Annotated in this window: 26 protein-coding genes; 11 read left to right on the forward strand and 15 right to left on the reverse strand. The window is 69.3% G+C overall.

The genetic code is table 11. The annotated features are described in order from the left end of the window. Window positions 1–85: 85 nt before the first annotated feature. The 7 genes from DEH84_RS03660 to DEH84_RS03690 form a co-directional block, all read right to left on the reverse strand. The gene (locus DEH84_RS03660) at window positions 86–415 is read right to left on the reverse strand and encodes a hypothetical protein (RefSeq protein ID WP_109034856.1); all 330 of its coding nucleotides are present in this window, start codon (window positions 413–415) and stop codon (window positions 86–88) included. A gap of 71 nt (window positions 416–486) precedes the next feature. Next, a complete protein-coding gene (locus tag DEH84_RS03665) occupies window positions 487–2,178 on the reverse strand; it encodes a RecQ family ATP-dependent DNA helicase (RefSeq protein WP_245932677.1) in 1,692 nt (563 codons plus the stop codon). Between the two features lie 9 nt (window positions 2,179–2,187). Next, a complete protein-coding gene (locus tag DEH84_RS03670; RefSeq protein ID WP_109034858.1) occupies window positions 2,188–2,628 on the reverse strand; it encodes a hypothetical protein in 441 nt (146 codons plus the stop codon). Window positions 2,629–2,648: 20 nt separating this feature from the next. Beyond that, window positions 2,649–3,206: a phage holin family protein gene (locus DEH84_RS03675; RefSeq protein WP_109034860.1), complete on the reverse strand. Its 558-nt coding sequence runs from the start codon at window positions 3,204–3,206 to the stop codon at window positions 2,649–2,651. After that, window positions 3,203–3,514 carry a hypothetical protein gene (locus DEH84_RS03680; RefSeq protein ID WP_109034862.1) on the reverse strand — a complete coding sequence of 104 codons (312 nt, stop codon included), beginning with the start codon at window positions 3,512–3,514 and terminating at the stop codon, window positions 3,203–3,205. The genes DEH84_RS03675 and DEH84_RS03680 overlap by 4 nt, the downstream gene beginning before the upstream one ends. Before the next feature lie 144 nt (window positions 3,515–3,658). Beyond that, window positions 3,659–4,528, reverse strand: a complete 870-nt coding sequence (locus tag DEH84_RS03685) for an SDR family oxidoreductase (protein WP_109034864.1) — start codon at window positions 4,526–4,528, stop codon at window positions 3,659–3,661. 104 nt (window positions 4,529–4,632) lie between these two features. Further along, on the reverse strand, window positions 4,633–5,133 hold the full coding sequence (locus DEH84_RS03690; RefSeq protein WP_109034866.1) for an FxDxF family PEP-CTERM protein: 501 nt from the start codon (window positions 5,131–5,133) through the stop codon (window positions 4,633–4,635). A gap of 614 nt (window positions 5,134–5,747) precedes the next feature. On the opposite strand from DEH84_RS03690, the gene DEH84_RS03695 reads away from it, so the two are divergent. Further along, on the forward strand, window positions 5,748–7,148 hold the full coding sequence (locus DEH84_RS03695) for a sigma-54-dependent transcriptional regulator (protein WP_109034868.1): 1,401 nt from the start codon (window positions 5,748–5,750) through the stop codon (window positions 7,146–7,148). Between the two features lie 24 nt (window positions 7,149–7,172). Here the strand turns inward: DEH84_RS03695 and DEH84_RS03700 are convergent, their stop codons facing one another. Continuing rightward, the gene (locus tag DEH84_RS03700; RefSeq protein ID WP_179950610.1) at window positions 7,173–8,054 is read right to left on the reverse strand and encodes a transglutaminase family protein; all 882 of its coding nucleotides are present in this window, start codon (window positions 8,052–8,054) and stop codon (window positions 7,173–7,175) included. 22 nt (window positions 8,055–8,076) lie between these two features. Further along, window positions 8,077–8,493, reverse strand: coding sequence for a response regulator (locus tag DEH84_RS19050; RefSeq protein WP_159098835.1), 417 nt, complete (start codon window positions 8,491–8,493; stop codon window positions 8,077–8,079). Window positions 8,494–8,663: 170 nt separating this feature from the next. Here DEH84_RS19050 and DEH84_RS03710 point away from each other — a divergent pair, with 170 nt between their 5' ends. Then, window positions 8,664–9,089 (forward strand): PRC-barrel domain-containing protein, encoded by a 426-nt coding sequence (locus tag DEH84_RS03710; protein ID WP_109034874.1) that lies wholly within the window; start codon window positions 8,664–8,666, stop codon window positions 9,087–9,089. A 15-nt stretch (window positions 9,090–9,104) separates the two neighbouring features. After that, entirely contained in the window at window positions 9,105–9,338 is a 234-nt protein-coding gene (locus tag DEH84_RS03715; RefSeq protein ID WP_159098836.1) for a hypothetical protein, read from the forward strand. Window positions 9,339–9,389: 51 nt separating this feature from the next. Here DEH84_RS03715 and DEH84_RS03720 read toward each other — a convergent pair whose 3' ends face one another. The 4 genes from DEH84_RS03720 to DEH84_RS19055 all read right to left on the reverse strand — a co-directional run bounded on the left by DEH84_RS03720 (window position 9,390) and on the right by DEH84_RS19055 (window position 13,562). Beyond that, the gene (locus tag DEH84_RS03720) at window positions 9,390–10,280 is read right to left on the reverse strand and encodes an OmpA family protein (RefSeq protein ID WP_109034878.1); all 891 of its coding nucleotides are present in this window, start codon (window positions 10,278–10,280) and stop codon (window positions 9,390–9,392) included. Between the two features lie 101 nt (window positions 10,281–10,381). Beyond that, window positions 10,382–10,822, reverse strand: a complete 441-nt coding sequence (locus DEH84_RS03725) for a DUF4398 domain-containing protein (protein ID WP_109034880.1) — start codon at window positions 10,820–10,822, stop codon at window positions 10,382–10,384. 93 nt (window positions 10,823–10,915) lie between these two features. Continuing rightward, on the reverse strand, window positions 10,916–12,949 hold the full coding sequence (locus tag DEH84_RS03730; protein ID WP_109034882.1) for a sensor histidine kinase, YfiR-like protein-associated: 2,034 nt from the start codon (window positions 12,947–12,949) through the stop codon (window positions 10,916–10,918). A 4-nt stretch (window positions 12,950–12,953) separates the two neighbouring features. Further along, window positions 12,954–13,562: a TOL_0243 family YfiR-like periplasmic protein gene (locus DEH84_RS19055; protein ID WP_159098837.1), complete on the reverse strand. Its 609-nt coding sequence runs from the start codon at window positions 13,560–13,562 to the stop codon at window positions 12,954–12,956. Window positions 13,563–13,966: 404 nt separating this feature from the next. On the opposite strand from DEH84_RS19055, the gene DEH84_RS03740 reads away from it, so the two are divergent. Then, on the forward strand, window positions 13,967–16,000 hold the full coding sequence (locus DEH84_RS03740) for an AsmA family protein (RefSeq protein ID WP_159098838.1): 2,034 nt from the start codon (window positions 13,967–13,969) through the stop codon (window positions 15,998–16,000). An 89-nt stretch (window positions 16,001–16,089) separates the two neighbouring features. Next, on the forward strand, window positions 16,090–17,322 hold the full coding sequence (locus tag DEH84_RS03745) for a hypothetical protein (protein ID WP_109034888.1): 1,233 nt from the start codon (window positions 16,090–16,092) through the stop codon (window positions 17,320–17,322). A gap of 49 nt (window positions 17,323–17,371) precedes the next feature. On the opposite strand, the gene rpoN is transcribed toward DEH84_RS03745, so the two are convergent. After that, on the reverse strand, window positions 17,372–18,826 hold the full coding sequence (gene rpoN / locus DEH84_RS03750; protein ID WP_109034890.1) for an RNA polymerase factor sigma-54: 1,455 nt from the start codon (window positions 18,824–18,826) through the stop codon (window positions 17,372–17,374). 335 nt (window positions 18,827–19,161) lie between these two features. Next, entirely contained in the window at window positions 19,162–19,530 is a 369-nt protein-coding gene (locus DEH84_RS03755) for a hypothetical protein (RefSeq protein WP_159098839.1), read from the reverse strand. A gap of 124 nt (window positions 19,531–19,654) precedes the next feature. Here DEH84_RS03755 and DEH84_RS03760 point away from each other — a divergent pair, with 124 nt between their 5' ends. From DEH84_RS03760 to DEH84_RS03780, 6 genes are all read left to right on the forward strand, one after another. Beyond that, window positions 19,655–20,236 carry a hemerythrin domain-containing protein gene (locus DEH84_RS03760; protein WP_159098840.1) on the forward strand — a complete coding sequence of 194 codons (582 nt, stop codon included), beginning with the start codon at window positions 19,655–19,657 and terminating at the stop codon, window positions 20,234–20,236. A gap of 113 nt (window positions 20,237–20,349) precedes the next feature. Further along, window positions 20,350–21,525: a beta-glucosidase gene (locus tag DEH84_RS19295; protein ID WP_218929754.1), complete on the forward strand. Its 1,176-nt coding sequence runs from the start codon at window positions 20,350–20,352 to the stop codon at window positions 21,523–21,525. 21 nt (window positions 21,526–21,546) lie between these two features. After that, the gene (locus DEH84_RS03765) at window positions 21,547–24,114 is read left to right on the forward strand and encodes an FAD-dependent oxidoreductase (RefSeq protein ID WP_218929755.1); all 2,568 of its coding nucleotides are present in this window, start codon (window positions 21,547–21,549) and stop codon (window positions 24,112–24,114) included. Window positions 24,115–24,124: 10 nt separating this feature from the next. Then, entirely contained in the window at window positions 24,125–25,066 is a 942-nt protein-coding gene (locus DEH84_RS03770) for an amidohydrolase family protein (RefSeq protein WP_109034896.1), read from the forward strand. Window positions 25,067–25,088: 22 nt separating this feature from the next. After that, window positions 25,089–26,264 carry a glycosyltransferase family 4 protein gene (locus tag DEH84_RS03775; protein WP_109034898.1) on the forward strand — a complete coding sequence of 392 codons (1,176 nt, stop codon included), beginning with the start codon at window positions 25,089–25,091 and terminating at the stop codon, window positions 26,262–26,264. 90 nt (window positions 26,265–26,354) lie between these two features. After that, window positions 26,355–26,675, forward strand: coding sequence for a BON domain-containing protein (locus DEH84_RS03780; protein WP_109038205.1), 321 nt, complete (start codon window positions 26,355–26,357; stop codon window positions 26,673–26,675). Window positions 26,676–26,677 lie beyond the last annotated feature (2 nt).

Below are 26,677 nucleotides of genomic sequence, written 5' to 3' on the forward strand. Positions count from 1 at the left end.
TCCTGTGGTGCTGCGCCCAGAGGGCAATCGCCATGCCCGATGGGTGGCGCCGATGCCTGTACGGCAAGCGGCGTACCCAGGCCGTTCAGCGCACGCCGTCGTGGTCTTCGGCAAGACCCGCGTCGAGCAGCGGCCCCGTGGGGTTGTTGGGGTCCGGGTCGTTCACGGGCGGCTCGGGGGCGTCTTCGGGCAGGTCCATGGGCGGTGGATCCGGAAAGAGCTTCTGCGGGCCGTCCGGGTCGGGCACTGGCGGTGGCATCCCGCTCTGTTCGACGGGCTGGTCCGGGACGCGGTCGTCGGGCGGCGTGAGACCGCGCACGTCGCTGGGGCCGTCGCTGGTGCCGCTCGGGCCGAAGGTGTCCTGATCGTCGTCGAGCGGCGGGGTGGGTTCGGCGGGGCGTGCGGGGGTGGGCATGGCGGTCTCCGGTGATGTGAGCCGGGCTGGCTCCATCCGCATCACGGCAAGCCGCGGGCCGACCGGGGGCCTCAGGCGGGACGCACGTAGCGGGGCAGAAAGCTGCGGTCCGGACCGTTGGGAAAGCCGACCGTGATGCCGATGTCGTCGATGGCCAGGACGCGGCCTCGGCCGTATCGGGGCACCCGCACCGCATCCCCCACCTGAATGCGGGGACGGTCGTCGGCGGGTTGCGGTGCTTCGAGGGATGAATCGGCGGCCTGCTGGTCGGCCTGCTGCTGGGCCGCGGCCAGACGCTCGCAGTTGTCGCAGTGGCCGCAAGGCGAGAACGGCTCGTCCGGGTCGAAATGTTGCAGCAACATTTGCCAGCGACAACGTCCGGACTGACAGTACGCAACCAGGTTCTCCAGCATGGCCAAGTCGTGCTGCTTGCGTTGCGCGTGTTCTTCCAGCAATGGCGCCAGCGCCTCGTCGGCCAGCGTGTCGCCACGCCGGCGCAGCACGCCGGTGCGGTCGCGTGCAATGAGGCCGTGGCGCCGCATCAACCACACCGCCAGTTGCACCTTCTGGCGCGGCCGCGCCAGCGCCGCTTCCAGCTCGGGCAGGCGCCAGCCCGGGGCGTCGGGGGCGGCCTCCCCCAGCTGGTCGTGCACGGCTCTCAGGTCGGCCACGCTGGGCAGGCGGCCGATGAGGAAGAACTGCTGAATGCGGCGATCCTGCGCCAGATAGAGCAGCGTGCAGCGAGCGGGCAGCCCGTCGCGCCCCGCGCGGCCCGAGGCCTGGTAGTAGCTGGCCAGGCTGGCGGGCAGCTGGTGGTGGATCACGAAACGCGTGTCGGCCTTGTCGATGCCCATGCCGAAGGCGGGCGTGGCGACCATCACGCGGGCCTCGCCCGCCATGAAGGCGTCCTGGGCCGCATGGCGTCGACCACGGGGCAGGTGGCCGTGGTACAGCGCCACCGATTCGCCGCTCGATTGCAGTTCGGCATGCACGGCTTCGGCCGCCTTGACGGTGCTGGTGTAGACAATGCCCTGCCCCGGGGTGCCATGGACCAGCGTGAGCAGGCGGGCACGCTGGGCCACTTCAGACTCGACATGGTCGACCGCATAGTGCAGATTGCCCCGGTACAGGCCCGTGTGCACGACCTGCATGTCGGCCAGGTCGAGTTGCCGCATGACATCGGCGACATCCTCGGGCGTGGCGGTGGCCGTGAGCGCCAGCACCACCGGCCGGCCGAGCTTGCGCAGCGCGGCCCCGATTTCCAGAAACGCGGGCCGGAAGTCATGGCCCCATTCGGCGATGCAGTGTGCTTCGTCGATCACCAGCAGGCTCACCGGATGAGCGCCGAGCTCATGTGCAAACCCCGGTGAGGCGAGTCGCTCCGGTGTGGCGAAGACGATGCGGGCACTGCCGTCGGCCATCGCCTGGGCAGCCTTCTCGTTCTCGGCTGCCAGCTGTCCACTGTGGCGCAAGACGACCGGAATGCCGAGCGCGCGCAGATGGTCGTACTGGTCCTTCATCAGCGCGATCAGCGGCGAGATGACCACCGTGCGGCCCGGGAGCAGCAGTGCCGGCACCTGATAGCACAGTGATTTGCCTGCGCCGGTGGCCATCAGCGCGAGGGTGTCTTCCCCGGCCAGCACGTGGCGGATGACGTCTTCCTGCCCGGGCCGCAGCTGGCGAAGGCCGAAGCGGCGCTGCAGCAGGGCCTGCACCTTGGCGCGCCAGTTGGGCGGCGGCGAAGCCGCGCGGGCGTGCACCACGTGCGTCGTTCAGGGGGCCGGGGCACCACCGCGCGGCGCACGCGGGTCGGGCTGCGGTGCTGAGCGGTTCGCCATCATCCGCAAGGCCACCGGCCACAGCAGCGGCAGCACGGCGGCCATCCAGCCGCCCCCCGAGCCCGTGTCCTGCGCGCCGCGCACAGCGCGCCGCGGCAGCGGCAGCAGGCCGCCCACAATGGGCAGGCGGCGCAACAGAAAGACCAGATTCGGGTGACGCCCCAGCCGGCGCCAGGCCCGAGCCACCCCCGCACGCCGGCGGTACAGCACGACGCCGGAGACGGCGGCCACGGCGGCGGCGATGGTCAGGGTCCGCTTGCCGGGCACCAGGCGCTCGCGCACGGTGCGGCGCGCCTCGCGGCGCCAGACCAGCAGGCGCGCGTCACTGGCGGCGATGGCTGCCTCGGTCGCATGGATCTGCTCACTCAGGGACATGGGGATGGCTCGCAGTGCGCTCAGGCGGGCGGTGAGGCCCGCGGCGCGGTGGGGTTGACCGGGTAGGGCGTGGGCGGCGTCACGCCAGGGCGTTCGGCCGCGGCCTCGGGGCCGGGATGGCTGTGCCCGATGTGCGTCAGCATCCTCAATGTGGCGGGGAATCCCAGCTGGCTGTTGAGCCGGTAGGCGACACGGACCGCTGCGGCTGCCGCCGCCACATTGACGAACAGCACGATGAGCAGCGCCACCGGCCACGAGACGCCATGCGTCGTGCAGGCCATGTAGATCGCCACCAGCACGGTGGCCCAGGCGCTGCAGGCCATCAATGCGGCCAGCACGGCGAGCAGAATCATCTGCGTGGCGCGCAGGCCCACCTGCCGGGCCTCCAGCACGATCAGGTGCAGGCGTTCCTGCAGACCGTGGGACACCTCCTGCGCCAGTGCGTTCAGCAGGGCGCCGATCGGAAGGGTCGCTGGTGGCTCATCGGATGAGCCAGGAAGCGCGCCCGAGCCCGGGGGATGCCCAGGCGGCGGCACACCGGCCGCCGCACTGTCGGGCGATGTGCCGGTTGTGCTCATGCCCGGTCGCTGCCCATCCGGCTGATCAGCACGCCGACGGCCACCGCCACCAGCACCGAGGCCAGCGGGTGCTGGCGCACGCAGCTGCGTGCCGATTCGACCCAGGCTTCTTCCATCTCGCCGAGGGCGGCGGCCTTGTCACGCAGGGCCTGCGCCGCGCCGCTGGCGGCCGACTGCAGTTGCTCGATCGCCGGAGCCGCCTTGGCTGCCATGCGGTCGATCGTGTCATGCGCAGTCTGCGTGGCTCGGTCGACGCCTTCCCGCACGCGGGTGGCATCACCGGTTGTCGTGGTGGTGTCGGTGACCATGGTTCTCTCCTGTTGGTTGATGAATGAACGGCGTGTGCCTGGTGGGGGAAGGGCAAGCAACGTGCCGTGTCGCGATCGGCGCAAAACGGGCGCCTTCCGGGACCTTGCTGCCCGTCAAAGTGACCGGCGTCGGTCAGAACGACATCAGCCGTTGACGACCTCGCCGCCGTTCGGGTGCAGCACCTGTCCACTCATGTAGCTGGCGTCCTGGCTGGCCAGGAACACGTAGCAGGGCGCGATCTCGTCCGGCTGGCCCGGACGCTTCATGGGCACCTTGCTGCCGAAGTGCGAGACCTCTTCGGCGGTGAAGGTCGACGGGATCAGGGGCGTCCACACCGGACCGGGTGCCACCGCGTTCACGCGGATGCCCTTGTCGGCCAGCTGCAGCGCCAGCGAGCGCGTGAAGCCCACGATGGCGCCCTTGGTGGACGCGTAGTCCACGAGGCCCGGGCTGCCGCGGTAGGCCGTGACCGAGGTGGTGTTGATGATGCAGCTGCCCTCCTTCATGTGGGGCAGGACCGTGCGGGTCAGCTCGAACATCGCGAACACGTTGGTGCGGAAGGTGCGCTCCACCTGCGACAGCGGCAGTTCGGTGAAGTCCTTGACCGGGTGCTGTTCGGCGGCGTTGTTGACCAGGATGTCGATGCTGCCGAATCGCTGCAGCACGGCCTCCACGGCTCCGGCCACGACGGCGGGGTCACCCAGGTCGCCCGCAAACGTCAGGCACTGCACGCCGGCCTCTTCGACCAGCGCACGGGTTGCTTCGGCGTCTTCGTCTTCTTCAAGGTAGAGCACCGCCACGTGGGCGCCTTCCTTGGCGAAGCAGGCCGCCACGGCGCGGCCGATGCCGCTGTCCCCACCGGTGACGATCGCGACCTTGCCGGCCAGCCGGGCATTGCCTCGGTAGCGTTCGGCTTCGGCCTCGGGGGGCGGTTGCATGTCGCCCTGCCGGCCAGGCTGGGTGTCCTGGTGTTGCGGGGGCAGGGTGTTCGACGGGTCATCTGCGGGACACATGGGCGCTTCCTTTCGTGAGCCGGTTCATGAGCCGGCTGCACGGCAAGCGCCATGCCCCTGAAGCTCGCCCCGGCCCTTGCCGCCGGAGCGAAGGGGCAGGGGCGTCAGCTGTTGCGACGACGGCGGGCGACCAGACCGGCTGCCATCAGGCCGCTCAGGGCCAGCGACCAGGTGCGGGGCTCGGGCACCGGCAGCGTGGTCGAGCTCAGCGAGTAGAAACCACCCGACGAACCCGTGGCCGTCCCGGTCACCTGGTAGTAGTAGTCGCCTGCCAGGGTCGGTGCAAAGCTCAGCGAAGAGCTGCCCGTCGTGCCGTCAAAGCCGAAGCTGCCGATCAGGGTGTCGGGGCCCGGCTTGTCGAAGTACAGGCTCAGCGTGCCGTCGGCGATGCCGAGCACGGACAGCAGGTTGTTGGACACCGCCGTGGCTGCCAGCCCGGTGTCCTTGGGCAGGGTGAAGAAGATGGTGTCGGAGAAGGCTCCGGGATCGACGGTCTGGGCCACGAGTTCGAGCGTCCCGTGGGCGCCCCAGTCGATGTCCGCCGCAACAGCTGCGTGGGCGGCCAGTGCGGTGCCCAGAATGACGGCAAGGTGCTTGATCTGCATGGTGACTCCTGAAGGGTTGGAAAAAAGAGAACCCGGTCTGGGCTCGGGACCGAAACGGCAACGTTTGTGCCCCGCAGCAATTTGTTGCGTGCATGAAAGCGGCGTCCGGCGTTGCTTTCGTGACGGGTCGGGCATGCGATATGCCGTCATTTCCCTTCGTGCCTTCGGGAGATGCACCCCGTTTGATGCGATCAGGTGCCCTGCGGGTCCTGCATTTGCCGCACTTCTTCCGCAATGCGCGATCTGTCCGGATTAACCCGACGATGGCGCCCCCGAATGTGTAAAAAGGCGAAACCAAACGCTTCCGGCGGTGCGTGTCCGGATTCACCATGCGGGTAGGTTGTCGACCCTGAATTCCCCCGAAACCAGGGGGGTCAGAACCGGTGTCGGGCGGCCCCTGTGGGTAAATTTTGCCGGTTGCACCGGCCTCCCACGGCGGTTTTGACCGGCGAACAAGGGCGCAGCGCGGGCGCGGGCCTGCCCAACAACCCTTTCTGCTTCAGGGCTGCCGGCGCTTCCTGCCGGTCCAACTGTAAGCATGACAAAAGTGCGCATTGGCCGCTGCCGATGCGGCACCGCACAATGCCTTTCCAAACACACAAGGAGCGCGACCCATGCCCCATGCACTCGTGGTGGACGACGAGGCTGACGCCGCCGAAATGATGGCGGCCATGATCGCCACAGAAGGCTTCACCGTGGCCACAGCGGGCTCGTTGCGAGACGCACGTCGGCAGCTGGCCCTGCAGGAGCCGGACATCGTCCTGCTCGACCTGATGCTTCCCGACGGCAGCGGCATGCAGTTGTTCGAAGACGCCAAGGCCCTCGCCAACACCGAGGTGGTGCTGATCACCGGCCATGCCAGTCTCGACACGTCGATCCAGGCGCTGCGCATGGGCGCGGCCGACTACCTGGTCAAGCCGGTGAACATGAAGCAGCTCACGGGCATCCTGTCGCGGCTCATCAAGCCCGCCACGCTGCAGGCCGAGGCCTCGACGCTGCTGGATGGGCTCGAGCGGGAAGGCCACTTCGGCCAGCTGTGGGGGCGCTCGCCGCCCATGCGCAAGATCTACGAGCAGATCCTGCGGGTGTCCGGCACGGCGGTCACGGTGTTCATCACGGGCGAGAGCGGCTGTGGCAAGGAGGTGGTGGCCAGCACGGTGCACGACCTGAGCCGCCGTCGCAACCGGCCCTTCCTGGCGGTGAACTGCGGGGCGATCTCGCCGCACCTCATCGAAAGCGAGATCTTCGGCCACGAGAAGGGCAGCTTCACGGGCGCGGACCGGCAGCATCAGGGCTTCTTCGAGCGGGCGAGTGGCGGCACGCTGTTCCTCGACGAAATCACGGAGATGCCGCTGGATCTGCAGGTGAAGCTGCTGCGCGTGCTGGAGACCGGCACATTCATGCGCGTGGGCTCGACCCAGTCGATCGACACCGATGTGCGCATCATTGCGGCCACCAACCGGTCGCCGGACCAGGCCGTGCGCAGCGGCAAGCTGCGCGAAGACCTGTTGTATCGCCTGAACGTGTTCCCGATTCACCTGCCGCCGCTGCGCGACCGTGCCGAGGATGTGCCGCTGATTGCCGAGCACTTCCTGGAAGAGATCTCGCGGCGCGAAGGGCAGCCCAAGCGCTGGTCACCCCAGGCGCTGGCTCGGATGCAGGGCTACCGCTGGCCCGGCAACGTGCGCGAGCTGCGCAACATCGTGCAGCGCGCCTATGTGATGGCGCCGGAGTCGGTCATTGTGGATGACTGTCTGCCCACGGCCGAGGCGCCGCTGCCGGTGATGTCGGGCGCGCCCGTGCTGCAGATCCGCGTGGGCACGCCGCTGGCAGAGGTGGAGCGGCAGGTGACGCTCAGCACGCTGGAATACCTCGGCCGGCACAAGGAGCGCACCGCGGCCACGCTCGGCGTGAGCCTGAAGACGCTCTACAACCGCCTGAAAGAGTACGCGACCGTGCCCCTGAAGGACAGCGAGACGGACGACCAGGACCACTCGGCCACCACGTCGCCCTGAGGGCGTCCACGCGCAGCGGCCGGGTCAGCCGCTGCGTTTGCGCACCTGCACGTCGACCGTCATGCCGAGGTAGTCGGCAGGGGCCCCGGTCCAGGTGCCGCTCAGCGGCGAGGCGAGGCTGGCATGGCGTGCCACCCCGACCCGGATGAGTTCGTGTCCGCCGATGAGGTCGTTGGTGGGGTCGAACGGAATCCAGCCTGCGCCCGGCAGGTAGACCTGGAGCCACGCGTGGGTGGCGCCTGCCGAATCGGCCTGCTCGAGTTCGGCGCCATACACATAGCCGCTCACGAACCGGGCGGCATAGCCCAGGGCGCGCGCGGCCTCGATCATCAGCGTCGCGAAGTCCCGGCACGTGCCGCTGCCCTTGTCCAGCGTCTCGCCCGGGCTCTGCACGCCCTCCTCATGCCGCACCTGGTAGCTCATGTTTTCGCGGATGGCCTTGTTCATCCGCACGAGCACCTCGCGGCTGTCGGTCTGGCCGCCCCCTTCGTCCAGAAAGCCCTGGGCCCAGGTCTTCAGGCGCGCCTGTTCAGCGGGGTAGAAGGCGGGCAGATAGGGCGCCAGCGCGATCTGGTCTTCTCCGCTGTAAGTGAACGGATAGAGGCGCGCGTGCGGGTCGACCGGCAGATCGAGCGCGCGTGAGCCCGTGTGCTCGACCGTGAAGGTGCACACGAAGCGCAGCTCCTGCGCCTCGTCGGCCGGCTTCACGATGGCCACCGAGTTCGAATAGACATCCATGATCATGCGGATGTCCTGGGCCGGCGGGCTCACCTCCAGGTCGGTGGCCAGCACCCGCAGATCGTGGCTGTCACGTGGCCGGAACATCACGCGGTGCTCACCGAGCTTCACCGGCCTGGCATAGCGGTACGTGGTGGTGTGCGTGATGTCGAAGACGATGCTCACCATGGTGATGGCCCGGCTGGCAGGGTCATGCTGCCATGGCGGCGGGCTGACGGGTCTGGCTCAACGCATGACGGGTGTAGAGCTGGTCCAGCCGGGCCAGCACGCCCCGGATGTCGAGCGGCTTGGACCACGTGTCGGCGAAGGTCGACGCGCTGAGGTCGGGGTCATCTTCGGCCGTCACCGCAATGGCCGGCACGGCTGCCAGCGAGGGATGCGTCCGCAGGCGGGCCAGCAGATCGGTGCCGTGGCAGTCGGGCAGGCGCAGGTCGAGCAGCAGCAGGTCGGGGGGCGTCCGCAAGGCGGCGCGCAGACCCGAACTGCCATCGACGGCAACGTCCAGGGTCAACTGCGGCCTCAGGGCAAACAGGGCGCGCATCACTTCGACATTGACCGGGTGGTCTTCCACATACAGAACCCGCATGACGTCCTCGCTGCATGGCATGTTGAAAAGGCCCGCGCGCAGGCGGGATGCCCTGTTCTTGGCAAACCATGTGCCCGAGGGGCGGTCTTCTGCCACGCGAAATCGATGCGGCGAGACGGGCATCGGGATTGCCGCGATCAGGACATCGCTGGCCGCACGGGGTGGCCGGTCTTCACGAAAAGGAGTCAAAGATGAATCCCGCGATGACATCCGGTGCCCAGGCTGTTTCGAACGGCAGCCCCATGACATCCAACCCCAGCGGACCAGGGCCGCGGCTGATGACCGCCAGCACGCTCGAGGGCGATCCGGTCATCAACCTCGCCGGCGACACGCTCGGCAAGATCGACGAGATCATGCTGGATGTACCGACCGGACGCGTCGCTTACGCGGTCATGTCGAGCGGCGGCTTCCTGGGGATGGGCGACAAGCTGTTTGCCCTTCCGTGGCGGGCGCTGACGCTGGACCCGGTGCGCAAGTGCTTCGTGCTCGATGCAGACAAGCAGCGCTTCGAGCAGGCCCCGGGGTTCGACAAGGACCATTGGCCCAGCCTGTCCGAGGTGGACGGCATGGGGCTGGAGGTGGCGTCCTATTGGGGCACTGCCGTTTACTGGGAATGACCCAAGGAGGACACGATGAGAACCCGTACGTTGTTCATGATGTCGGCGCTGGCCGTCAGCCAATACGCGCTGCTCACCAAGTGGGCGTCGCCGCGTCGGCGCAGCCTGCGACTGGCCGCGGCGGCCCAACCGCAGCCCGAAGCCGTCCAGACCTGGGAAGACGAGGGGGGCGGGTTGCCGCTGACCGGCGCCCAGCTTTCGCCGGACATTCCGGTGCGGCCGCAGAGCACGCTGGGCCAGGACGGCTGACCCCCTTGCGTGAAAGGGCCACCGGGCAGGCGTCCGGTGGCCCTTTGTGCGTCAGCGGTTCGGGTTGGCGAAGCGGCCGTCTTCCTGCGAGAAGACGAGCTCGACGCGGCGGTTCTGCTGGCGACCCGCGGGCGTCTTGTTGTTGGCCACCGGGCGGGCTTCACCGAAGCCCTTGGTCTCGATGCGCTCCGCGGGGATGCCCATGCCGACCAGGGCCTGCTTGACCGAGTCGGCGCGGCGCTCGGAAAGCGACTGGTTGCTGGCGTCGCTGCCGGTGCTGTCGGTGTAGCCTTCTACAATGATCTTGCGCTCGGGAAACTGGCTCATGACTTGAGCCAGTTTTTCCAGGCGGGCCTTGCCGCCTTCGCGCAGCTCGGCGCGACCGACGTCGAACAGCACATCCTGCAGCACCATCACCATGCCGCGGTCGGTGGGCTTGGCGGCCATCTCGCGCAGAGCCTGCTCCAGCAGGCGGGCCCGCTCGGAGGCCGATTGGGCGGAGGCGCCGGCCGAGCGTGCCTGCGCTTCAGCCTGACGGGCACGTTGAGCCTGCGCTTCGGCTTCTGCCTGGGCGCGTGCGGTGCCCCCCCCGGCTACCACGCGGTCGGCGGCGTACTGCGCGCCCACGTTGAGCGCGACCTGGGCCTGCTGGGCAGCCAGGTAGGCCAGGTGGCGGGTCTCACGTTCGTCGCGTTCGTCGGCCCAGTTCTTTTCGGCGGTCTGCAGTCGGCGACGTGCGCGCTCGAGCTCGAGCGGCGCGCCTGCCGCCACGTCCGGGCTGGTGCTCGCTGTCTGGACGAGTTGACGGGCCTGCTCCAGCTCGGCGTTGCGCGGCGGCGTCGTCTGGCAGGCGGCCAGGGTCAGGGTGGCCACGCCGGCCAGCACGGCCCAGAGACGTTGCGGACGGTAGGGGGGGAGAGAGGAAGGCAGTCGGGTGCTCATGGGATGTCCTTGCAAGTCGACCTCTGCGGGTCGGGATGTCACGGCGGTGGGCATGCGCCCCGCGGCGCCGCGCTGTCGGAAGGAAAAGCGAGGAACTGCGCTCAGGGGCGGGGCATGCCACCGGGGCTGGTGCCCGCGCCGCCTGCGCCTGCACCGGCGCCGCCCGGTGCGTTGCTGTTGATCTGCTGCTGCAGCGTGCGCACGCCAGCGCGCACTTCGTCTGCGGCCCGGCGTGAGCGCTCGGCCTGCGCCTTGGTGCGGGCCACCTGGGCGTCGACATCGGCCTCGTCGGCCAGCTTGCGTGCTGCCGCGAACTCGCGCTCCTTGGCCGCGGCCACGGCCATGGCGTATTTCTCTCGGGCTCGCTGCAACTCGACAGGGGCCAGTTCGCCCGCCCCGGCCGTTTGCGCGGCCTGGATGGACGCCTGTCCCACGGCCAGTTGCTCCCTCGGCACGGGGGCCGAACCGCATCCGGCCAGGATGGCCGCGGCGGCACAGACTCCGGCCGTCAGCGGCCAGGGTGATCGCTTTTCTGCGTGCATTGTTCACCTCTTCATCGGGTTGTTCCAGGTGTCACCAAGGGGCACGTGGCGTGCCCGGGGAAAAACCGCGATCCCGGCCCTGTCAACGGCAATTTATGCCGGGCGGCGTTCCAGCTTGCCGGTGGAATCGGCCAGGGGTTGGAGGATCTCGAGCAACTGGTTCACGTCCACGGGCTTGGCCAGGTGGTGCGTGATGCCAGAGGCCCGGCTGCGATCCCGGTCGCTGTCCTGGTTCCAGCCCGTGATGGCGACCAACAGGGTATCGCGGGTCTGCGGGTGCTGGCGCAGTTCATGAGCCACCTCGTGGCCATTCAGGCCCGGCATGCCGATGTCGAGGATGACGACGTCCGGCGCCTGCGCCAGCGCGATGCCCAGCGCCTGCTCCCCATTGTGGACGACCGTGGTCTGGTGGCCCAGGCCTTCGAGGATCTGCGCGAGGCTGGTCGCGAAGTCCACGTTGTCATCCGCCACCAGCACGTGCAGCCGGCCGGCACCTTCTGGCATGGGGGCCTCGGTGGGGGGGCGCGCTGGGGTGTCGGGCGCCATGCGCTGAGGGTCGGGGCAGCGCGGCAGCGTCACCGAGAACGCCGATCCCTGCTGCGGCCCGGCGCTGTGCACCGCGATGCGCCCGCCATGCAGCGCGGTGAGCTGCCGCGCAAGCGTGAGGCCCACACCCAGACCGGCGCGGCCGTGCTCGATGGGCGGCCCGCCCTGCACGAACATGTCGAACACGGCGCGCTGCATGTCGGCCGGGATGCCGATGCCGTTGTCCTCGACGGTCACGGTCACCTCTTCCGCATCCATGTCGAGGGCCAGCCGGATCTGGCCGCCATCCGGCGTGTACTTCGCGGCATTGTTGAGCAGGTTGGCGAACACCTGTGCCAGGCGGGTCGCGTCGGCCTCGATGTAGATGGGGCCGGGCGGCAGCGCCTGCTCGAAGGCATGTCGCCGGGTCTCCAGCATGGGCTGCGCAATCTCGACGGCGTCGTTCAGCACCCTGAGCAGGTCGACCCGCTCGCGGTGCAGCAGCAACTTGCCCGTGGTGATGCGGGAGACATCCAGCAGGTCGTCGATGAGGCGCACCATCTGCCGCAGCTGCCGGCCCATGATGTCCAGCGCGCGCTGACGCAAGGCGGCATCCTGGTCGCCCGTGCGACGCAGGATCTCCGCGGCGTTGCTGATGGGGGCCAGCGGGTTGCGCAGCTCGTGGGCCAGCGTGGCGAGGAATTCGTCCTTCTTGCGCGCTGCGGTGCGCAGTGCTTCTTCGGCCTTGCGTCGCTCGGCCATTTCCACCGAAAGGTGATGGTTGCTCTGCTCGAGCGCCTGGGTGCGTGCGGCCACTTCGGCCAGCATGTCGTTGAAGGCATCGACCAGTTGCCCCACTTCATCCGACGAGGTGCGGGGCGCGCGCAGCGAGAAGTCGCGCTGGACCATGACGTCGCGCGCCACCTGGGCCACCCGCAGGATGGGCTCGGTCACGGCGCGCTGCAGTCGCGTGGTGAGCAGGGCCGCCGCGGCGGTGCTCGCGGCCATCACGCCCAGCAGGATGATGACGTAGTCACCCAGGCGCCCGGCCAGGTCATTGTCGGTGCGCAGGTAGAGCCAGCCCAGCAGTTCGTCGTTCTGCCGGATGGGGTGAAAGAGTTCGAGCCGGTCGCCACGCACCGCGAAGCCGGGATCGCCGGTGGTGAGCGGGATGTCGGTGGCCTGCTGGGGCGGGCGCAGGTAGGTCGCAAACAGTTCGCCCTTGCTGAGGTAGACGGCGGCCGTCGTGATCTGCGGACGCAGTCGCAGCATGTGCAGGTTCTCGGCCGCGGCGCGCGTGTCCTTGAACGAGAGGGCGGCAGCCATGGCCTGGCCCACGATGTCGGCCTGCGTCTGCAGGTCGGCCTCGCGCGAGTGCCGGTAGGCGCGCTGCTCGTAGAACAGCAGTGCCGCTGCGCTGAGCAGCAGGGCCAGGCCGGTGGTGGACAGCACGACGAGCATGACCTTGCCACGCAGCGTCGGTCCGGTGAAGTCGTCTGTGGCGGTCGCGCGTTGCTGGCCGTTGGCCAGGCGGTCGAGCACGGTGATCCACCAGCGGGCCAGCCGCCGGCACGCCGGTGTGAAGGGCAGTCGGGCACCCATGGTGTCAACGTCCTCCGAGAACACGGTCGGCCAGGGCCAGCAGCCGTGAACTGACGGTGACGCCGGCCCGATCGGCGGCGATCAGCGAGGCCTCGAAGCGCAACTGCTCCTGCACGGTGATGAAGTTGAACAGGGCTCCGGCAGCCAGACCATCGGGGTGCTCCGTCACCAGGAGCAGGGGCGCGGCCCGCGCCGCCCGCATGAGAGGGCTCTGCTGCAGGTCGACGCGACGGCCGATGTAGAGCAGGTGCACACCGAGAAGCGGGTCGCCTTCGTTGATCTGGCGGCGTACGACCGGCCGCTGGTGGCTCACGCGTTGCGCCACCAGGGGGCCCAGCGCCTGGTACACCTCGTCGGCGCCGGCCACGGCCACCACCAGGGGCTGGCCCGGAGGCGGCAGCGTGGTGCCCGGGAACACCACATAGCCCAGAAAGCGCAGCAGGTGATCCGCGCGGGCTGCGTCGAGCGAGGCGAGCACCGGCTCGATGGTGGCAACGGCGGTCGCGGGCTCGCTGGCCCCACCGGCCAGCGCGACGGTGTGGCAGAGCATCAGCGCCGTCAGGGCCCAGCAGGACAACGGGCCACGCCAGCCGCGGGCGGCCGCGGCCTTCACGCGGCGATCCCGGATGACGCCGGGCAAGCAGGCCCGACGGCGACACAGGCGGGTGTCGGGAGAGGGCCGGGGCGGGTCTCTGGGCGCATCGTCTCGTGGTGAATGTGACAAGGTGCCACGGACGTAGCATGGAGCGTACCGGCTCGGGACATCCCTGACGCCACCAGGGGAAAACGTCGAGGAGTGCGGCTTTGGCGTCTTTCGCCCGAAGAAATTACCGGGGTTCGCGGTAAGGCTTACCGCGGCATGCGGCTTGCCCTGGTGGCCTGTCGCCCCCGGCCTGTTCAACGTTGAGCCTCCATCGGATGACTCCCGACACCCCCCCCCTTGCTGCTGCCGTTCCACCGTCATCCCCCCGCGAGCGCCGGTTGCGGCGGTGGCGAGGGTGGCACGTGGTGGCGGGGGTGTTGCTGTTGCTGGTGGCGGCGGTGGGCGCTCTGGAGTGGCTGGGCTGGCCGATGGCCCGTGCGCCGCTCGCGAAAGCCTTGAGCACGCAGCTGGGCCGGCCCGTGACGCTGGATGCCCCATTCGCACTGCGGCTCATCGGCCGGATCCGGCTGGAGGTCGGGCATGTGGTCGTGCCCCAGCCAGCGTGGTTCAAGCCACCCTCGGGGCAGACGGGCAAGCCGATGCTCGATGCACGCGACCTGGTGTTGTCGGTGCCGTATTCGACCGTGTGGGCCGCCTGGCGTGGGCACCCGATGCCGCAATGGCGCGTGAGCGAACTGAGCGCATCACGGCTGGAGGCCGTGCTGATGCGCGATGGCGAGGGGCGTGCCAACTGGCGGATGAGCGCCGACGGGCGGGCCCCGCAGCAGACGACGGCGCAGTCGGAGGGCGTGCCCCGGGTCGACCGCCTGGTGGTGCGCGAGGGCCAGTTGCAACTCGACGATGCCGTGCTCGATCTGAACCTGAAAGTGAATGCCACCACACAGGAAGGCGGGCGTGCAGGCGCCGGCGCGGCCGGCCTGGCGGTGGACGGGCAGGGGCGCTACCGCAAGCAGCCCTTCGAGATCAGCCTGCAAGCCAGTGGCGTGCTGCCGCTGCTGTCCGAGGGGCGCGCCAGCGTGGCGGTGCCCGTGCGCATCCGGGCCGACACGGGCGGGGCCGCCCTGGCGTTCGAGGGCGTGAGCCACGATGTGCTGAGCCTGCGTCAGCTGGACGGGCGCCTGACGCTGAAAGGCCGGTCGCTCGCGGCCGTGGGCGATGCCGTCGGCGTGACGCTGCCCACCACGGCGCGCTTCAACCTCGATGGGCAGCTGCGCAAGGACGGCGAGCTGTGGGCGCTTGATGTGAAACGGCTGAGCGTCGGGCGCAGCGAACTGGCCGGGCGGTTCCAGTTCGACCGCCGGCGTGCGGTGCCGCTGCTGGAGGGCGAGTTGGGTGGTCGCCTGCTGGCCCTGGCCGACCTGGCACCGGCCATCGGTGCACCGACCGAGCCGGCACAGCGTCGTCGCGCACCGGGCGAGCCGGTGCTGCCGCAGCGCGAGTTCGACGTCCCCTCGTTGCGGGCGATGGACGCGAAAGTGCGCATCGACGTGCGCGAGGTGCAACTGGGGGCGCTGTTTGCCGAGCCGCTCTCGCCGCTCAAGGGCGTGCTCACCCTGCAGGGCGGGGTGCTGCGCATCGATGACCTGCTCGCGCAGGCCGCAGGTGGCAGGGTCAGCGGCGATGTGCGACTCGACGGCCGGCAGAGCACGTTGCGGTGGCACGCCGATCTCGACTGGTCGGGCATCGACCTGGCGCGCTGGCTCAACCAGCCCGAGCCGCCGTCCCCCGTGGCACGCAAGGGCGATGGCAAGGCGCCTGTGCGCAAGGCGTCGGCCAACCAGGGCGAGGGGTTGCTGGCCGCGCCGGCCTTGCGTGGCCGCCTGGGGGGCCGGGCGACGGTGGACGGGACGGGGCGCTCCACGGCCGCGCTGCTGGGGTCGCTGCAGGGTCAGGGTGCCATGTGGATCAGCGAGGGGCGCATCTCGCGGTTGCTGGTCGAGGCCATGAGCCTGCACGTGGCCGAGGCGCTGGGCCTGGTGGTGCGCGGTGACGAGGTCCTGCCCATGCATTGCGCGGCCATGCAGTTCAAGGCGCGCGAAGGCATCGTGCGCCCCGATGTCGCCGTCGTCGACACGCCTGCCGCGACCATCCTCGCCAGTGGGGCGGTGTCGCTGGCGACGGAACGGCTGGCGCTGCGCATCGACAGCCGTCCGCGGCAGATGAGCCTGCTGTCGCTGCGCACGCCGGTGGACATCGGGGGCACCTTTGCCGATCCGGATGTGGGTTTGCACCCCGACCCGTTGGGCTGGAAGGTGCTGGCCGCCGCGGCGCTCAGCGCGGTGGCGCCGTTGGCCGCATTGATTCCTCTGGTGGACCCGGCCCAGCCCACCGACGGCGGTTGCCGTGAGGCACTGCAGCACCTGGGTGTGCGGGCACCGAAGCGGTGACGCACGGGAACAGGGCTTGCCGAACTTCGTTTGCCGTGTCGTGACAGGACCCGGCCTCGGACACAGCAACCATCGCATCGAAAGGACGCATGATGAACCAGCGCCAGAACACCCCCGGCCAGGGGCAATACCAGGGTCCGGAACACCAGCAGACGCAGCAAGGGCAATACGGACAGGGGCAATACGGCCAAGGACAGAGCCCGTACGGACAAGGGCAGTTTGGACAAGGACAGTTCGGGCAGCAGAACCCTGCATCGGGCTTTGGCGGCGGCCAGCACAGCGCCCGCGACACGCACATGGGGCAGCAGGGCGGTGCCTATGGCGGCGGCCAGATGGGCGGCCAAATGGGCGGTCAGATGGGCAGTCAGGGCGGGGACTATGGTGGCAGCACGGGCTGGCAGTCCGGTGGCCACGGGGCCTCGCATGACAGTGGCAGCAACTACGGCTTCCCGGGGCCCTCGCAGGCGGGGCAGGGCAGCGGCATGGGCTTCCACAGCGCCGGTGGCAGCAGTGGCCTCGGGGGCAGCAGCGGCATTGGCGGCGGCAGTGAGCACGTCTACCAGGGCATCGGTCAGGAGCACAGCAACTACAGCCAGGGACAGTCGCGCTTTGGCGGCCAGGGCAGCCAGAGTCCGTATGGCGGGCCGACGGTGCAGCATCAGGGCAATTCGCCGTTTGGCGGCAGTCCGCAAGGGTCGTATCAGGGCGGCCAGGGCCATCCAGGTTGGCAGGGCGGGGGCCAGGGCGCCAACTGGCACGGCCAGGGGATGGGCCAGCAGGGGGCCGGTCTGGGTGGCATCAGCCACACCATGGGCAGCAGCCACGTTGGGCAGGGCCAGAGCAGCAACTGGGGCCAGGGCCAGTCGGGCCAGGGCAGTTGGGGGCAGGGCCACCGGGGCAGCCACGACGACGAGCAGTTCGACCCGGACTACCACCAGTGGCGATCCGAGCAGCTCCGCACTTTCGACGACGATTACCGGCAATGGCGCCAGGACCGCTTCCGTCGTTTCTCCGACGAGTTCAGCCAGTGGCGTCAGGGCCGTCAGTCGGGCAACCCGGGGACGGGCGGCATGCTGGGTGAGGAAACGGGTGCTCGCAGCGCCGGTGCACTCGGCGGCCAGCAGCAGGGCACGGCCTCGACGGCCACCGGTGGCAGCACCACGCAGGGTCTGCTGGGTGCGACCGGTGCGGGCGCTTCGGCCTCCACCACCGGCGGTGGCTCTGGCAAGACCGGCGCGTCGGGGCAGTCGGGCAGCGCCATCGACCAGGAGTCGGGCAGCGGCACCACCGGCAGCGCCTCGGGCAGCAGCAAGTCGAAGTGATCCGGCTGCAGGGGCCGCACGGGCGGCCCCCGCGCCCGGTCGCTGCGGATCAGGTGTGGCGGCGGCGCTGTTCCACTGCCGGCAGCTTCAGCAACTGCCGGTACTTGGTGACGGTGCGCCGCGCCACCGTGAGACCTTGCCGGGCCAGCTGCCGCGCGATCTCGGCGTCGGACAGTGGATGGGCGCCGTCCTCGGCCTCGATCATGTCCTTGATCAAGCCCCGGATGGCGGTGGCCGAACAGGTGCCGCCGCTCTGGGTCGGCATGGAGCGCGAGAAAAAGTACTTGAGCTCGAACACGCCCGCGGGGGTCGCCATGTACTTGTTGTTCGTCACGCGCGACACGGTCGATTCGTGCAGACCGACCTCTTCGGCGATCTCGCGCAGGCCCAACGGCTTCATGGCCATCGGGCCGTATTCGAGGAAGTGATGCTGGCGCTCGAGAATGGCCTCGGCCACCGACAGGATGGTGGCGAAGCGCTGTTCCACGTTGCGCACCGTCCAGCGGGCTTCCTGCAGGTGGGCGGCCAGTTCCGAGTGCTGTCCGTCGCGGTGCCGGCGGAACAGGTCGGCATAGACCTGGTTGAGCCGCACCCGTGGCACCACGGCGGGGTTCAGCACGGCCGTCCACCGGCCCTTGATCTTGCGGGCGATCACATCGGGCGTGACGTACTGGATGTCGGCCGAACCATGGCGCCAGCCGGGCCGCGGATCCATGTGCCGGATGCGGTTGCAGGCGGCTTCGACCTCGTGCACGGGGCGGTCCATCACGCGTGCCAGGTTCATGCTGTCGCGGTGAGCCAGGCGCTCCAGGTGGTGCTCGATGATGTCAGCGGCCACCTCGCGGGTGGTCGGGCATTCGATGAGGTGCAGTTGCAGTCGCAGGCACTCGGCCACGTTGCGCGCGCCCACGCCGGCCGGATCGAGTCGTTGCACGAAGGCCAGGGCCTCGTCGAGCTCGGCCTGGGTGACCTCCGGTTCCAGTTCGGCCAGGCAGGGCACGTCGCACAGCGCCGAGCGGAGGTAGCCGTCGTCGTCCAGTGATTCGATCACGCAGTTGACCAGCATCCGCTCGCGGGGCGAGAGGTGGCGCAGCCCGGTCTGGGCGTGCAGGTGCTGACGCAGGCCGACGTCGGCCGGCACCATGTCCATCACGCTCGTTTCGCCGTCGCCGCTGCCACTGCGGGGGCTGGTGCTCTGCTGCCAGCTGTCACGCTCCCATTCGACGTCGGGCTCGGCTTCACTCGTGGTAGGCGCGCTGTCGATCACGGGTTCGTTGGCCGCCGTGGTGACTGCGGTCGGGACATCGCTGCTCCCTGACGTGCTGTTTTCTTCCGCGCCGGGCTCCGCGTCCTCCGTTTCGAGGAACGGGTTCTTGCCCATCGCATCGCGTATTTCCTGGGCAAAGTCCAGCGACGACAGTTGGAGCAGGCGCACAGCCTGCTGCAGGCGGGGCGTCAGCGTCTGGTGCTGGCGGTGCTCCACGCGCATCATGGGTGTGTTCATGGGTCCTCTTCTCGTCAAGTCGGTTGAGACCCCGCTGTTTTCGCAACATCCATGCCTCTGTGCGGCAGGGACGGAGCGGGGAAGGCGTCAACTTGACAGGGCCCGCGTGTCAGATCTGCCAAAGGGCCGGATCCGATCCGCACGCTCCCTTCGAGGCCCCGGCGGCGCGCGCCATTCGGAACCGGTCAGAAGCACTTTGTAAGCGCTTGTAGGTGGAACCGGACACCCCGGCGCGCCGTTTGCCGGCAAGGTGGGACGACCCCAGGGAACGGCCTCGTTCCGGTCCGATTTACACATCGCGGCCCGTCCTTGCCGTAAAGCCTGCTTGCGGCTTCTCAGGACCGTGGCGTACCACGCGACTGCTCGGTGGACGCATGCCGGGCGTCCCGCTCGGACGGGGCGGTGGCATCGTCCTGGCCCCGTCCCTCCTGACCGTCCGGGCCGCGAAACCGGCGCTGGTAGAGCGCATCCATCGGTGGCCCGAGGCTGCTGTCCTGAATGCCAGCTTCGATGTCCCGTGCGGCCTGTTCGATCACATCGCGTGATTCGCCCAGTTCCTGGCTCGAGCTCGATTCGTCGCGCTCGTGCGGCAGGCGGGGCGCGCGTTCGCCGCCCTGGACCGGGACGGTCTCGCCGGGCGGCATGCCGCGGGAGCCGCCCGGTTCCGGCGTGGGTTGAATGCGGGGGGTGGTGTCTGCGCTCATGAGGTCCTCCATGCAACGGAGGGGCAAGCGCCGTACCCCCCATTGGCGGGGGAGGTATGTGGTTTGCTCCAGCGGTGCGACCGAGCGGCACACCGCTGCCGGCGTGCCAAAGCCAGGAGCCACCATGACCGCCCATGCGACCTTGCCCGCCACCCGCACACGCAGTGCCAGCCGCACCGGCACGCAGGCGCGGCACGAAGTGCTCGACATGCTCAAGGAAGACCACCGCCTGGCGCAGACGGCTTTTCGCGAGTTCGAGAAGCGCTGGGCGGCCGAGGACGTTGAATATTGCGCGCGCATCGTGGCGCAGACCTGCGTGCAGCTGGAGTTGCACGCCCGGCTCGAGGAAGAAGTGTTCTACCCGGCGGTGCGCGAGGTGCTGCCGGCCACGGAGCTGGTGGACGAAGCCGAGGTGGAGCACGACAGCACGCGGGTCCTCATCCGGCAACTGCAGCGCATGCAGCCGGGCGATGACAAGTACGCCGCCACCTTTCATGTGCTGGCCGAGTATGTGCGCCATCACGTCAAGGAAGAGGAAAGCCGGCTGTTCCGCAAGCTGACCCGCTCGACCATGGACTGGCCGCAGCTGCTGGAAGACATGCTGGTGCGGCGCGAACAGCTGATGGATGAGCTGGGTCCGGGGGGCGAGGCGCTGAACGATGTCCGTGTGCCGCGCGCCCACCTCGCGAACGGCACGCGTCAGTAAGATCGGCGGGGTCGCGCGTGACGGCGATACTGCCTGGCTCACCTTCTGAGCGTGTGACGCCGGACCGGATGGCGACCGGCCTGCCGGCTCCGTGGCCCGAGGCGCCCACGGACATGCCCCCGCTGAACAGTTTCTGGATGGGCGGCATCGAGGGAGCGGACCACCTCAACAGCCAGGGTGTGCCGCTGGACATGACGCGGTCCTGCGGGCACCGTGCACATCTCGACGAAGATTTCCGGCATCTGGCGCACTGGGGCTTGCGCACCGTGCGTGAAAGCGTGGGCTGGCGGCTGTGCGAGCGCGACGGGCAGGTGGACCTGAGGCCCGCGCTGCAGATCGCCGAGGCCGCACAGCGCCACGGCGTGCAGGTGCTGTGGACCCTGATGCATTACGGCACCCCGCCCGACATCAGCCTGCTGGACGACCGGTTCCCCGAGCGATTTGCACGGTTTGCCGGCCAGGCGGCCGCGGCGCTGGCTCCGTTCAGCGACACGCCCCCGGTCTACACCCCGATCAACGAAATCAGCTTTCTGTCGTGGGCGCTGGCCGAGACCCGGATGCTGCACCCGTACGGACCTCCTGCGGCGACCGGGGACAGTCTGGCCGGCAGCACGCTGGCGGATGGCTTCAGCATCAAGCGCCGCCTTGTGAAGGCCGTGCTGCTGGCGATCGACGCCATCCGGGAGGCCGACCCGCGTGCCCGCTTCCTGCACGTCGAGCCCGTGGTGCATGTGGTGCCACCGGCCGACCAGCCCGAACTGCAGCCGCTGGCCGACCAGGTGGCGAGCTACCAGTGGCAGGCCTGGGACATGATCGCCGGCCGGCTGGCGCCCGAGCTGGGCGGGAGCCCGGCTGCGCTCGACCTCATCGGCGTCAACCACTATCACAACGGCCAGTGGGAGGTCGTCACCGAGCGGCGCCTGCACTGGCATCTGCGTGACCCGCGACGGCGCCCGCTGTCGCGCCTGCTGTATGGCGTATGGCGTCGCTACCGGCGGCCGATCCTGATCTCGGAAACCAGCCACATCGGGGTGGGGCGCGCCGAGTGGCTCGATGAAGTGGCCACCGAAGTGCAGCTGGCGCTCGCCGAGGGCGTTCCGGTGCACGGACTGTGTCTCTACCCGATCTTCGACCGGCCCGACTGGGAACGTGAGGACCACTGGCACCACAGCGGCCTGTGGGACCACTGCGTCACTGGCTCAGGAAGTGAGCCCTGGCCGCGTCGGCTCGATCTGGCCTATGCCAGCGCGCTGGCCCGCTGGCAGGTTCGCCTGCGCGGGCCCCATTGAACACGACACAAGGACAAACTCATGGACACGCTCATCGTCTTCTCGCACTTGCGCTGGCACTTCGTGTACCAGCGGCCGCAACACCTGTTGACGCGGCTGGCGCGCACGCGGCGTGTCATCTACGTGGAGGAACCGATGCGCGCCGAGGGCCCTGCGCGCCTGGAGAAGACATCGGTGGGCGAGCACATCGAGGTGTGGCGGCCGCACACGCCCGTGGAGGCCCCGGGCTTCCACGATGACCAGCTGCCGGTGCTGCGTCGCCTGCTGGAGGCCGAGTTGCGTGCCGCCGGTGGAGAGGCGCCCACGCTGTGGTTCTACACCCCCATGGCCCTGCCGCTGGCCAGTGGCTTGCGACCCCGTGCCATCGTGTACGACTGCATGGACGAGCTCTCGGCCTTTCTGGGGGCGCCGCGTCAGATGCAGCAGCGCGAGGCGGCCTTGCTCAAGTGCGCCGACCTGGTTCTGGCCGGCGGGCCCAGCCTGTACGAGGCGCGGCGTGGCCTTCATCCGAATGTGCAGTGCCTGCCCAGTGCGGTGGATGCCCGGCATTACGCGCCGGCGTTTGCCCTGTCACATGCCGATCGGGTGGCCGAGGCCGATGCGCTGCAGCAGCACATTCCCCGGCCGCGCCTGGGCTTTGTCGGTGTGATCGACGAACGGCTGCACACGGCCCTGTTGCGCAGCCTGGCCGAGTCGCGCCCGGACTGGCAGGTGGTGATGGTCGGCCCGGTGGTGAAGATCGACCCTGCGAGCCTGCCGCAGGCGCCCAACATCCACTGGCTGGGGCCCCAGCCGTACGGCCTGCTTCCGCAGATCATGGCGGGCTGGGATGTCTGCCTGCTGCCGTTCGCACTCAACGAAGCGACCCGCTTCATCAGCCCGACCAAGACGCTGGAGTACCTCGCCGCCGACAAGCCGGTGGTCAGCACGCCGGTGGCCGACGTGGTCTCGATGTATGGCGACGTGGTGGAGGTGGCGGCCGATGCGGCGGGTTTCATCGATGCCTGCGAGCGCCTGCTGAACGAGGACGAGGACCGGCGCACGCGTCGCCATGCCGACCGGCTGGCCACGGTGTCGCGCTTCTCGTGGGATCAGGCTGCGGAGACGGTGGAGCAGGCCCTCGCGGCCCTGCCGGGTCGACGCGCCGACCAGCTCGGGCTGTTCCCGGATGACAGGCCGGCCGGCATGACGGCGGCCACCGCGTCGACGGGCACGGCGCCGCTGCAGGTCCGCCACATCGTGGTCGGGGCGGGCCCCACCGGGCTGTCGGCCGCCTACCACCTGGGGCTCGATGCGCGGGGTGGCGACACGCTGTTGATCGAGCGCGAGGCCACGGTAGGAGGCTGGTGCCGCTCCATCCAGGATGCGGGGTTCACCTTCGATTACGCCGGCCACATCATGTTCTCCAACGAGCCCGAGGTGCTGGCGCTGTACGACAAGCTGCTGGGCGACAACCTGCACTGGCAGCAGCGCGAGGCGTGGATCTACAGCAAGAACGTGTACACACGCTACCCCTTTCAGGGTTCGCTCTATGGACTGCCGCCGGCCGTGCTCAAGGAGTGCCTGATCGGCGCCATCGAGGCGCGCTTCGGCCCGTTGTCCGGGGAGGGGGCGCCCGCGGCGTCCCAGCCGCCGGCCAACTTCAAGGAGTTCATCCACCGCGTGTGGGGCGAGGGGATTGCACGGCACTTCGCCACGCCGTACAACGAGAAGCTCTGGGCCGTGCCGCTCGAAGAGATGGAGACCTCGTGGCTGGGTGGCCGCGTGCCGCTGCCCGATCTGGCGCAGATGATCGAAGGCGCGCTCGAACCCACGCCTGCCCCGATGGGGCCCAACGCACGCTTCGGCTATCCCTTGCGCGGGGGCTTCCAGGCCCTGATGGATGGCTTCCTGCCACACCTGCAGGGCACCGAGATCGCGCTGCGAACCAGCGTCGTTCACGTGTCGCCGCGCGACCGCACGGTGCGCCTGGACGACGGCCGCACGGTCCGCTTCGAGACCCTGATCAGCACCATGCCGCTGCCGCAGCTGGTGGCCGCGTGTGGCGAAGAAGCCCCGCAGGCCGTGCGGGAGGCCGCCCAGGCGCTGCGCCATGTGTCGGTGCGGTGCGTCAACCTCGGCGTGGCGCGCGAGGCGCTGACCGACAAGCACTGGATCTACTACCCCGAAGACACCGTCTTCCACCGCATCTTCGTGCAGGGCAACGCCAGCCCGCACTGCAATCCACCGGGCGGTTTCGGCCTGACGTGCGAGATCACCTACGCGCCGGGCAAGCCCTTGCCCTGTGATGGCCAGGCTCTGATCGACCGCGTGGTGGACGATTGCCGACGCGTCGGCATGCTGCGCGACGACGACACGTTGATCACCGCCAACCAGGTCGACATGCCGTGTGCCTATGTCGTGTACGACCACGCCCGCGCGGCCAATGTGCAGTGCATCCGTGACTGGCTGGCCAGTGCCGGCATCGTGCTGACCGGGCGCTACAGCGAGTGGGCGTACTACAACTCGGACCACGCTTTCGTCGCCGGCCGTCGCGCGGCCGATCAGGCACTGGCCGCCTTGCCGCCCATGCTGGCGCGGGCGGTGTGACGGGCACCCGATGCGGATCGACGCCCACATCCACTGTACCGGCGACGAAACGGCCGATGGCGTGGTGCGGGCGCTGGATGCGGCCGACATCGACGTCGGCGTGCTGCTGGCGCCCTTTCTGAGCCCGGGCTACAGCCTGGACGATGCGGCCTCCTTGCGCCGCGCCAATGCCCACCTCGGCCGCCTGGTGCAGGCGCACCCTGACCGCCTGGTGGGTTTGGCCGTGGTCGACCCACGGGATGTCGATGCGGCGAGCGACCTGCGGCGCGCGCGCGAAGACCATGGCCTGGCGGGCGTGAAGTTGGTGCCCACCGGCTGGTACCCCTACGACGAGGTGGTTCAACCCGTTTTTGCGGAGGCCTGCCGGCTCGACATGCCGGTGCTGTGTCACAGCGGCATCTTCATCGACGGTCGATCGGGACGCTTCTGCCGGCCAACGTTCTTCGAAGCACTGCGGGCCCACCCGGGCCTGCGGGTGACGCTGGCACACCTCAGCTGGCCCTGGACGGACGAGGCCATCGCCGTGGGCGTCATCGACCTCATCAATGGCGTGCCGCCCGACCGGGTGGCCTTCCGCTTCGACATCTCGTTCGGGCCGCCTCCGCCTTATCGGCTGGAAGTGCTGCGCCGGGCGCTCGATGTGCTGGGGCCCGAGTTGCTGCAATTCGGCAGCGACTGCTTCCTGCCTTGTCCGGCCGCCGAGCTGATCGAGCGCCGCCGGTGGGTGGAGGCGCTGATGGACCAGCTGGCGCTGGAGCCGGCCGCGCGCGAGCGCATCTGGTGGGGCACCGCCGCCGCCTGGCTGGGGCCTCATCTGCCCAAGCCTACCGCCCGCCCGCCCGCCCCCTCGCACACCGCCTGGCCCGCCCGCCTGCCCGCGGCCCCCTCTGACGATGACCCGGATTCGTCGCTCTTCGACCGGCCCCTGCGCTTGATGCCTCGGTGCTGCTGACTCAACCCACCTCTGCCTCATCATGCCCAGCGTGCCCAATGCATCTCAGCGCGTCCAGGTCCTTCAGGTCCTGGGCAACGCCATCGTCGGTGGCATGGAAACCTATGTCTCACGGTTGATCGAGCGGCTGCCAGCGGACCAGTTCGGCATCACGGTCCTGCTTCCCTGGGAGAGTGAGCTCTCGGACCACCTGCGCTCGCTGGGCGCCGAGGTGTACGTGACGCCGATGCCGGACAACCCGCCCTGGAGCGCCATTCAGACCGTGAGCGCCCTGGTGAAGGCCCATGCCATTGATGTGCTGCACGCGCATCTGCCCAACGCGCACCTGCTGTCGGCGCTGGTCGGTCGCTTGTGCAGCAAGCCGGTGATCACCACCATCCATGGCCGCCAGCTCAGCACGCTCGACCTCGAAGTCCACCGCACGGCGTCCACGCACCTCAGTGTGGTGTGCCGACAGACTTACTTCCATGCGCTCGGGCTGGGTGTCAGCCCATCCCAGCTCCACCTCATTCCGAACGGGGCCGACACGACGCTGTTCGTGCCGCGTCGCGTGCGCAACGGCCCGCTGCGCCAGGCCCTGGGTGTGCCGCCCGAAGCGCCGCTGGTGGGCCAGGTCGGGCGCCTGTCGGCCGAGAAGGGTCCCGATGTCTTCGTTCGCGCGGCCCTGGCCGCGCACGCGGTCATGCCGGATGTGCACTTCGCGCTGATCGGTGAGGGGCCCCTGCGCACCGAGCTCGAGCAGACGGTGGCCCGCCTGGGCCTGACGGATCGCCTGCACTTTGCCGGTCTGCAGTCTGACATGGCGAACATCTACGCCGAACTCGACGTGGTGGTGTCGGCGTCGCGCTCCGAAGCCATGCCGCTGGCGGTCCTGGAGGCCATGTCCAGCGGTGTGCCCGTGATCGTCACGCGCGTGGGGGGGGTGCCGGATCTGGTTCAGCACGGCCTGAGCGGCTGGCTGGTGGGCGATGGCGATTACGACGCGATGGCAGCTCAGTTGGTGAGCCTGTTGCGCGAGCCCGAGCGCGCCGCCGCCATGGGGCAGCGGGCGCGCGCGCGCGTGGTCCATCAGTTCTCGCTGGACCACAGTGTGGCTGGCACGGCGCAGCTGTTGCGCAAGCTGGCCCAGCGTGGCGGCGATGCGCGGCGCGTGAGCGCGGTGATGTCTGGCGAGGGCGGCAAGGCTGTGGTGGGATGACCCCACGTTCAAGGGGGATGGGCACCCTGCTTGCCTTCTCCTGTGGGCCGGCCCCATCGGGCCGCCTTTTTCATCAACAAGGAGCTCACCATGAAAACATTCATCGCCGCCACCACCGTTGCACTCGCTTCCGTCTTCTCTCTGGGTGCCTGCGCCGTCACCAGCGGCCAGAGCACGGTGGGACAGTACGTGGACGATGCCACGATCACGGCGCGTGTGAAGGCCAAGTTTGCGGAGGACAAGCAGGTCAGCGCCATGCGCATCAACGTCGAGACGCTGAAGGGTGAAGTGCAGCTGTCGGGCTTCGCTTCGAACCAGGACGAAAAGGCCCGTGCGGGTCAGATCGCGCTCAACGTGCCGGACGTCAAGAACGTGCGCAACAACATCGTGGTGCGCGCCGCGACGAACTGATC

It is taken from the genome of Aquabacterium olei (assembly GCF_003100395.1).
Taxonomy (GTDB): Bacteria; Pseudomonadota; Gammaproteobacteria; order Burkholderiales; family Burkholderiaceae_C; genus Aquabacterium; species Aquabacterium olei.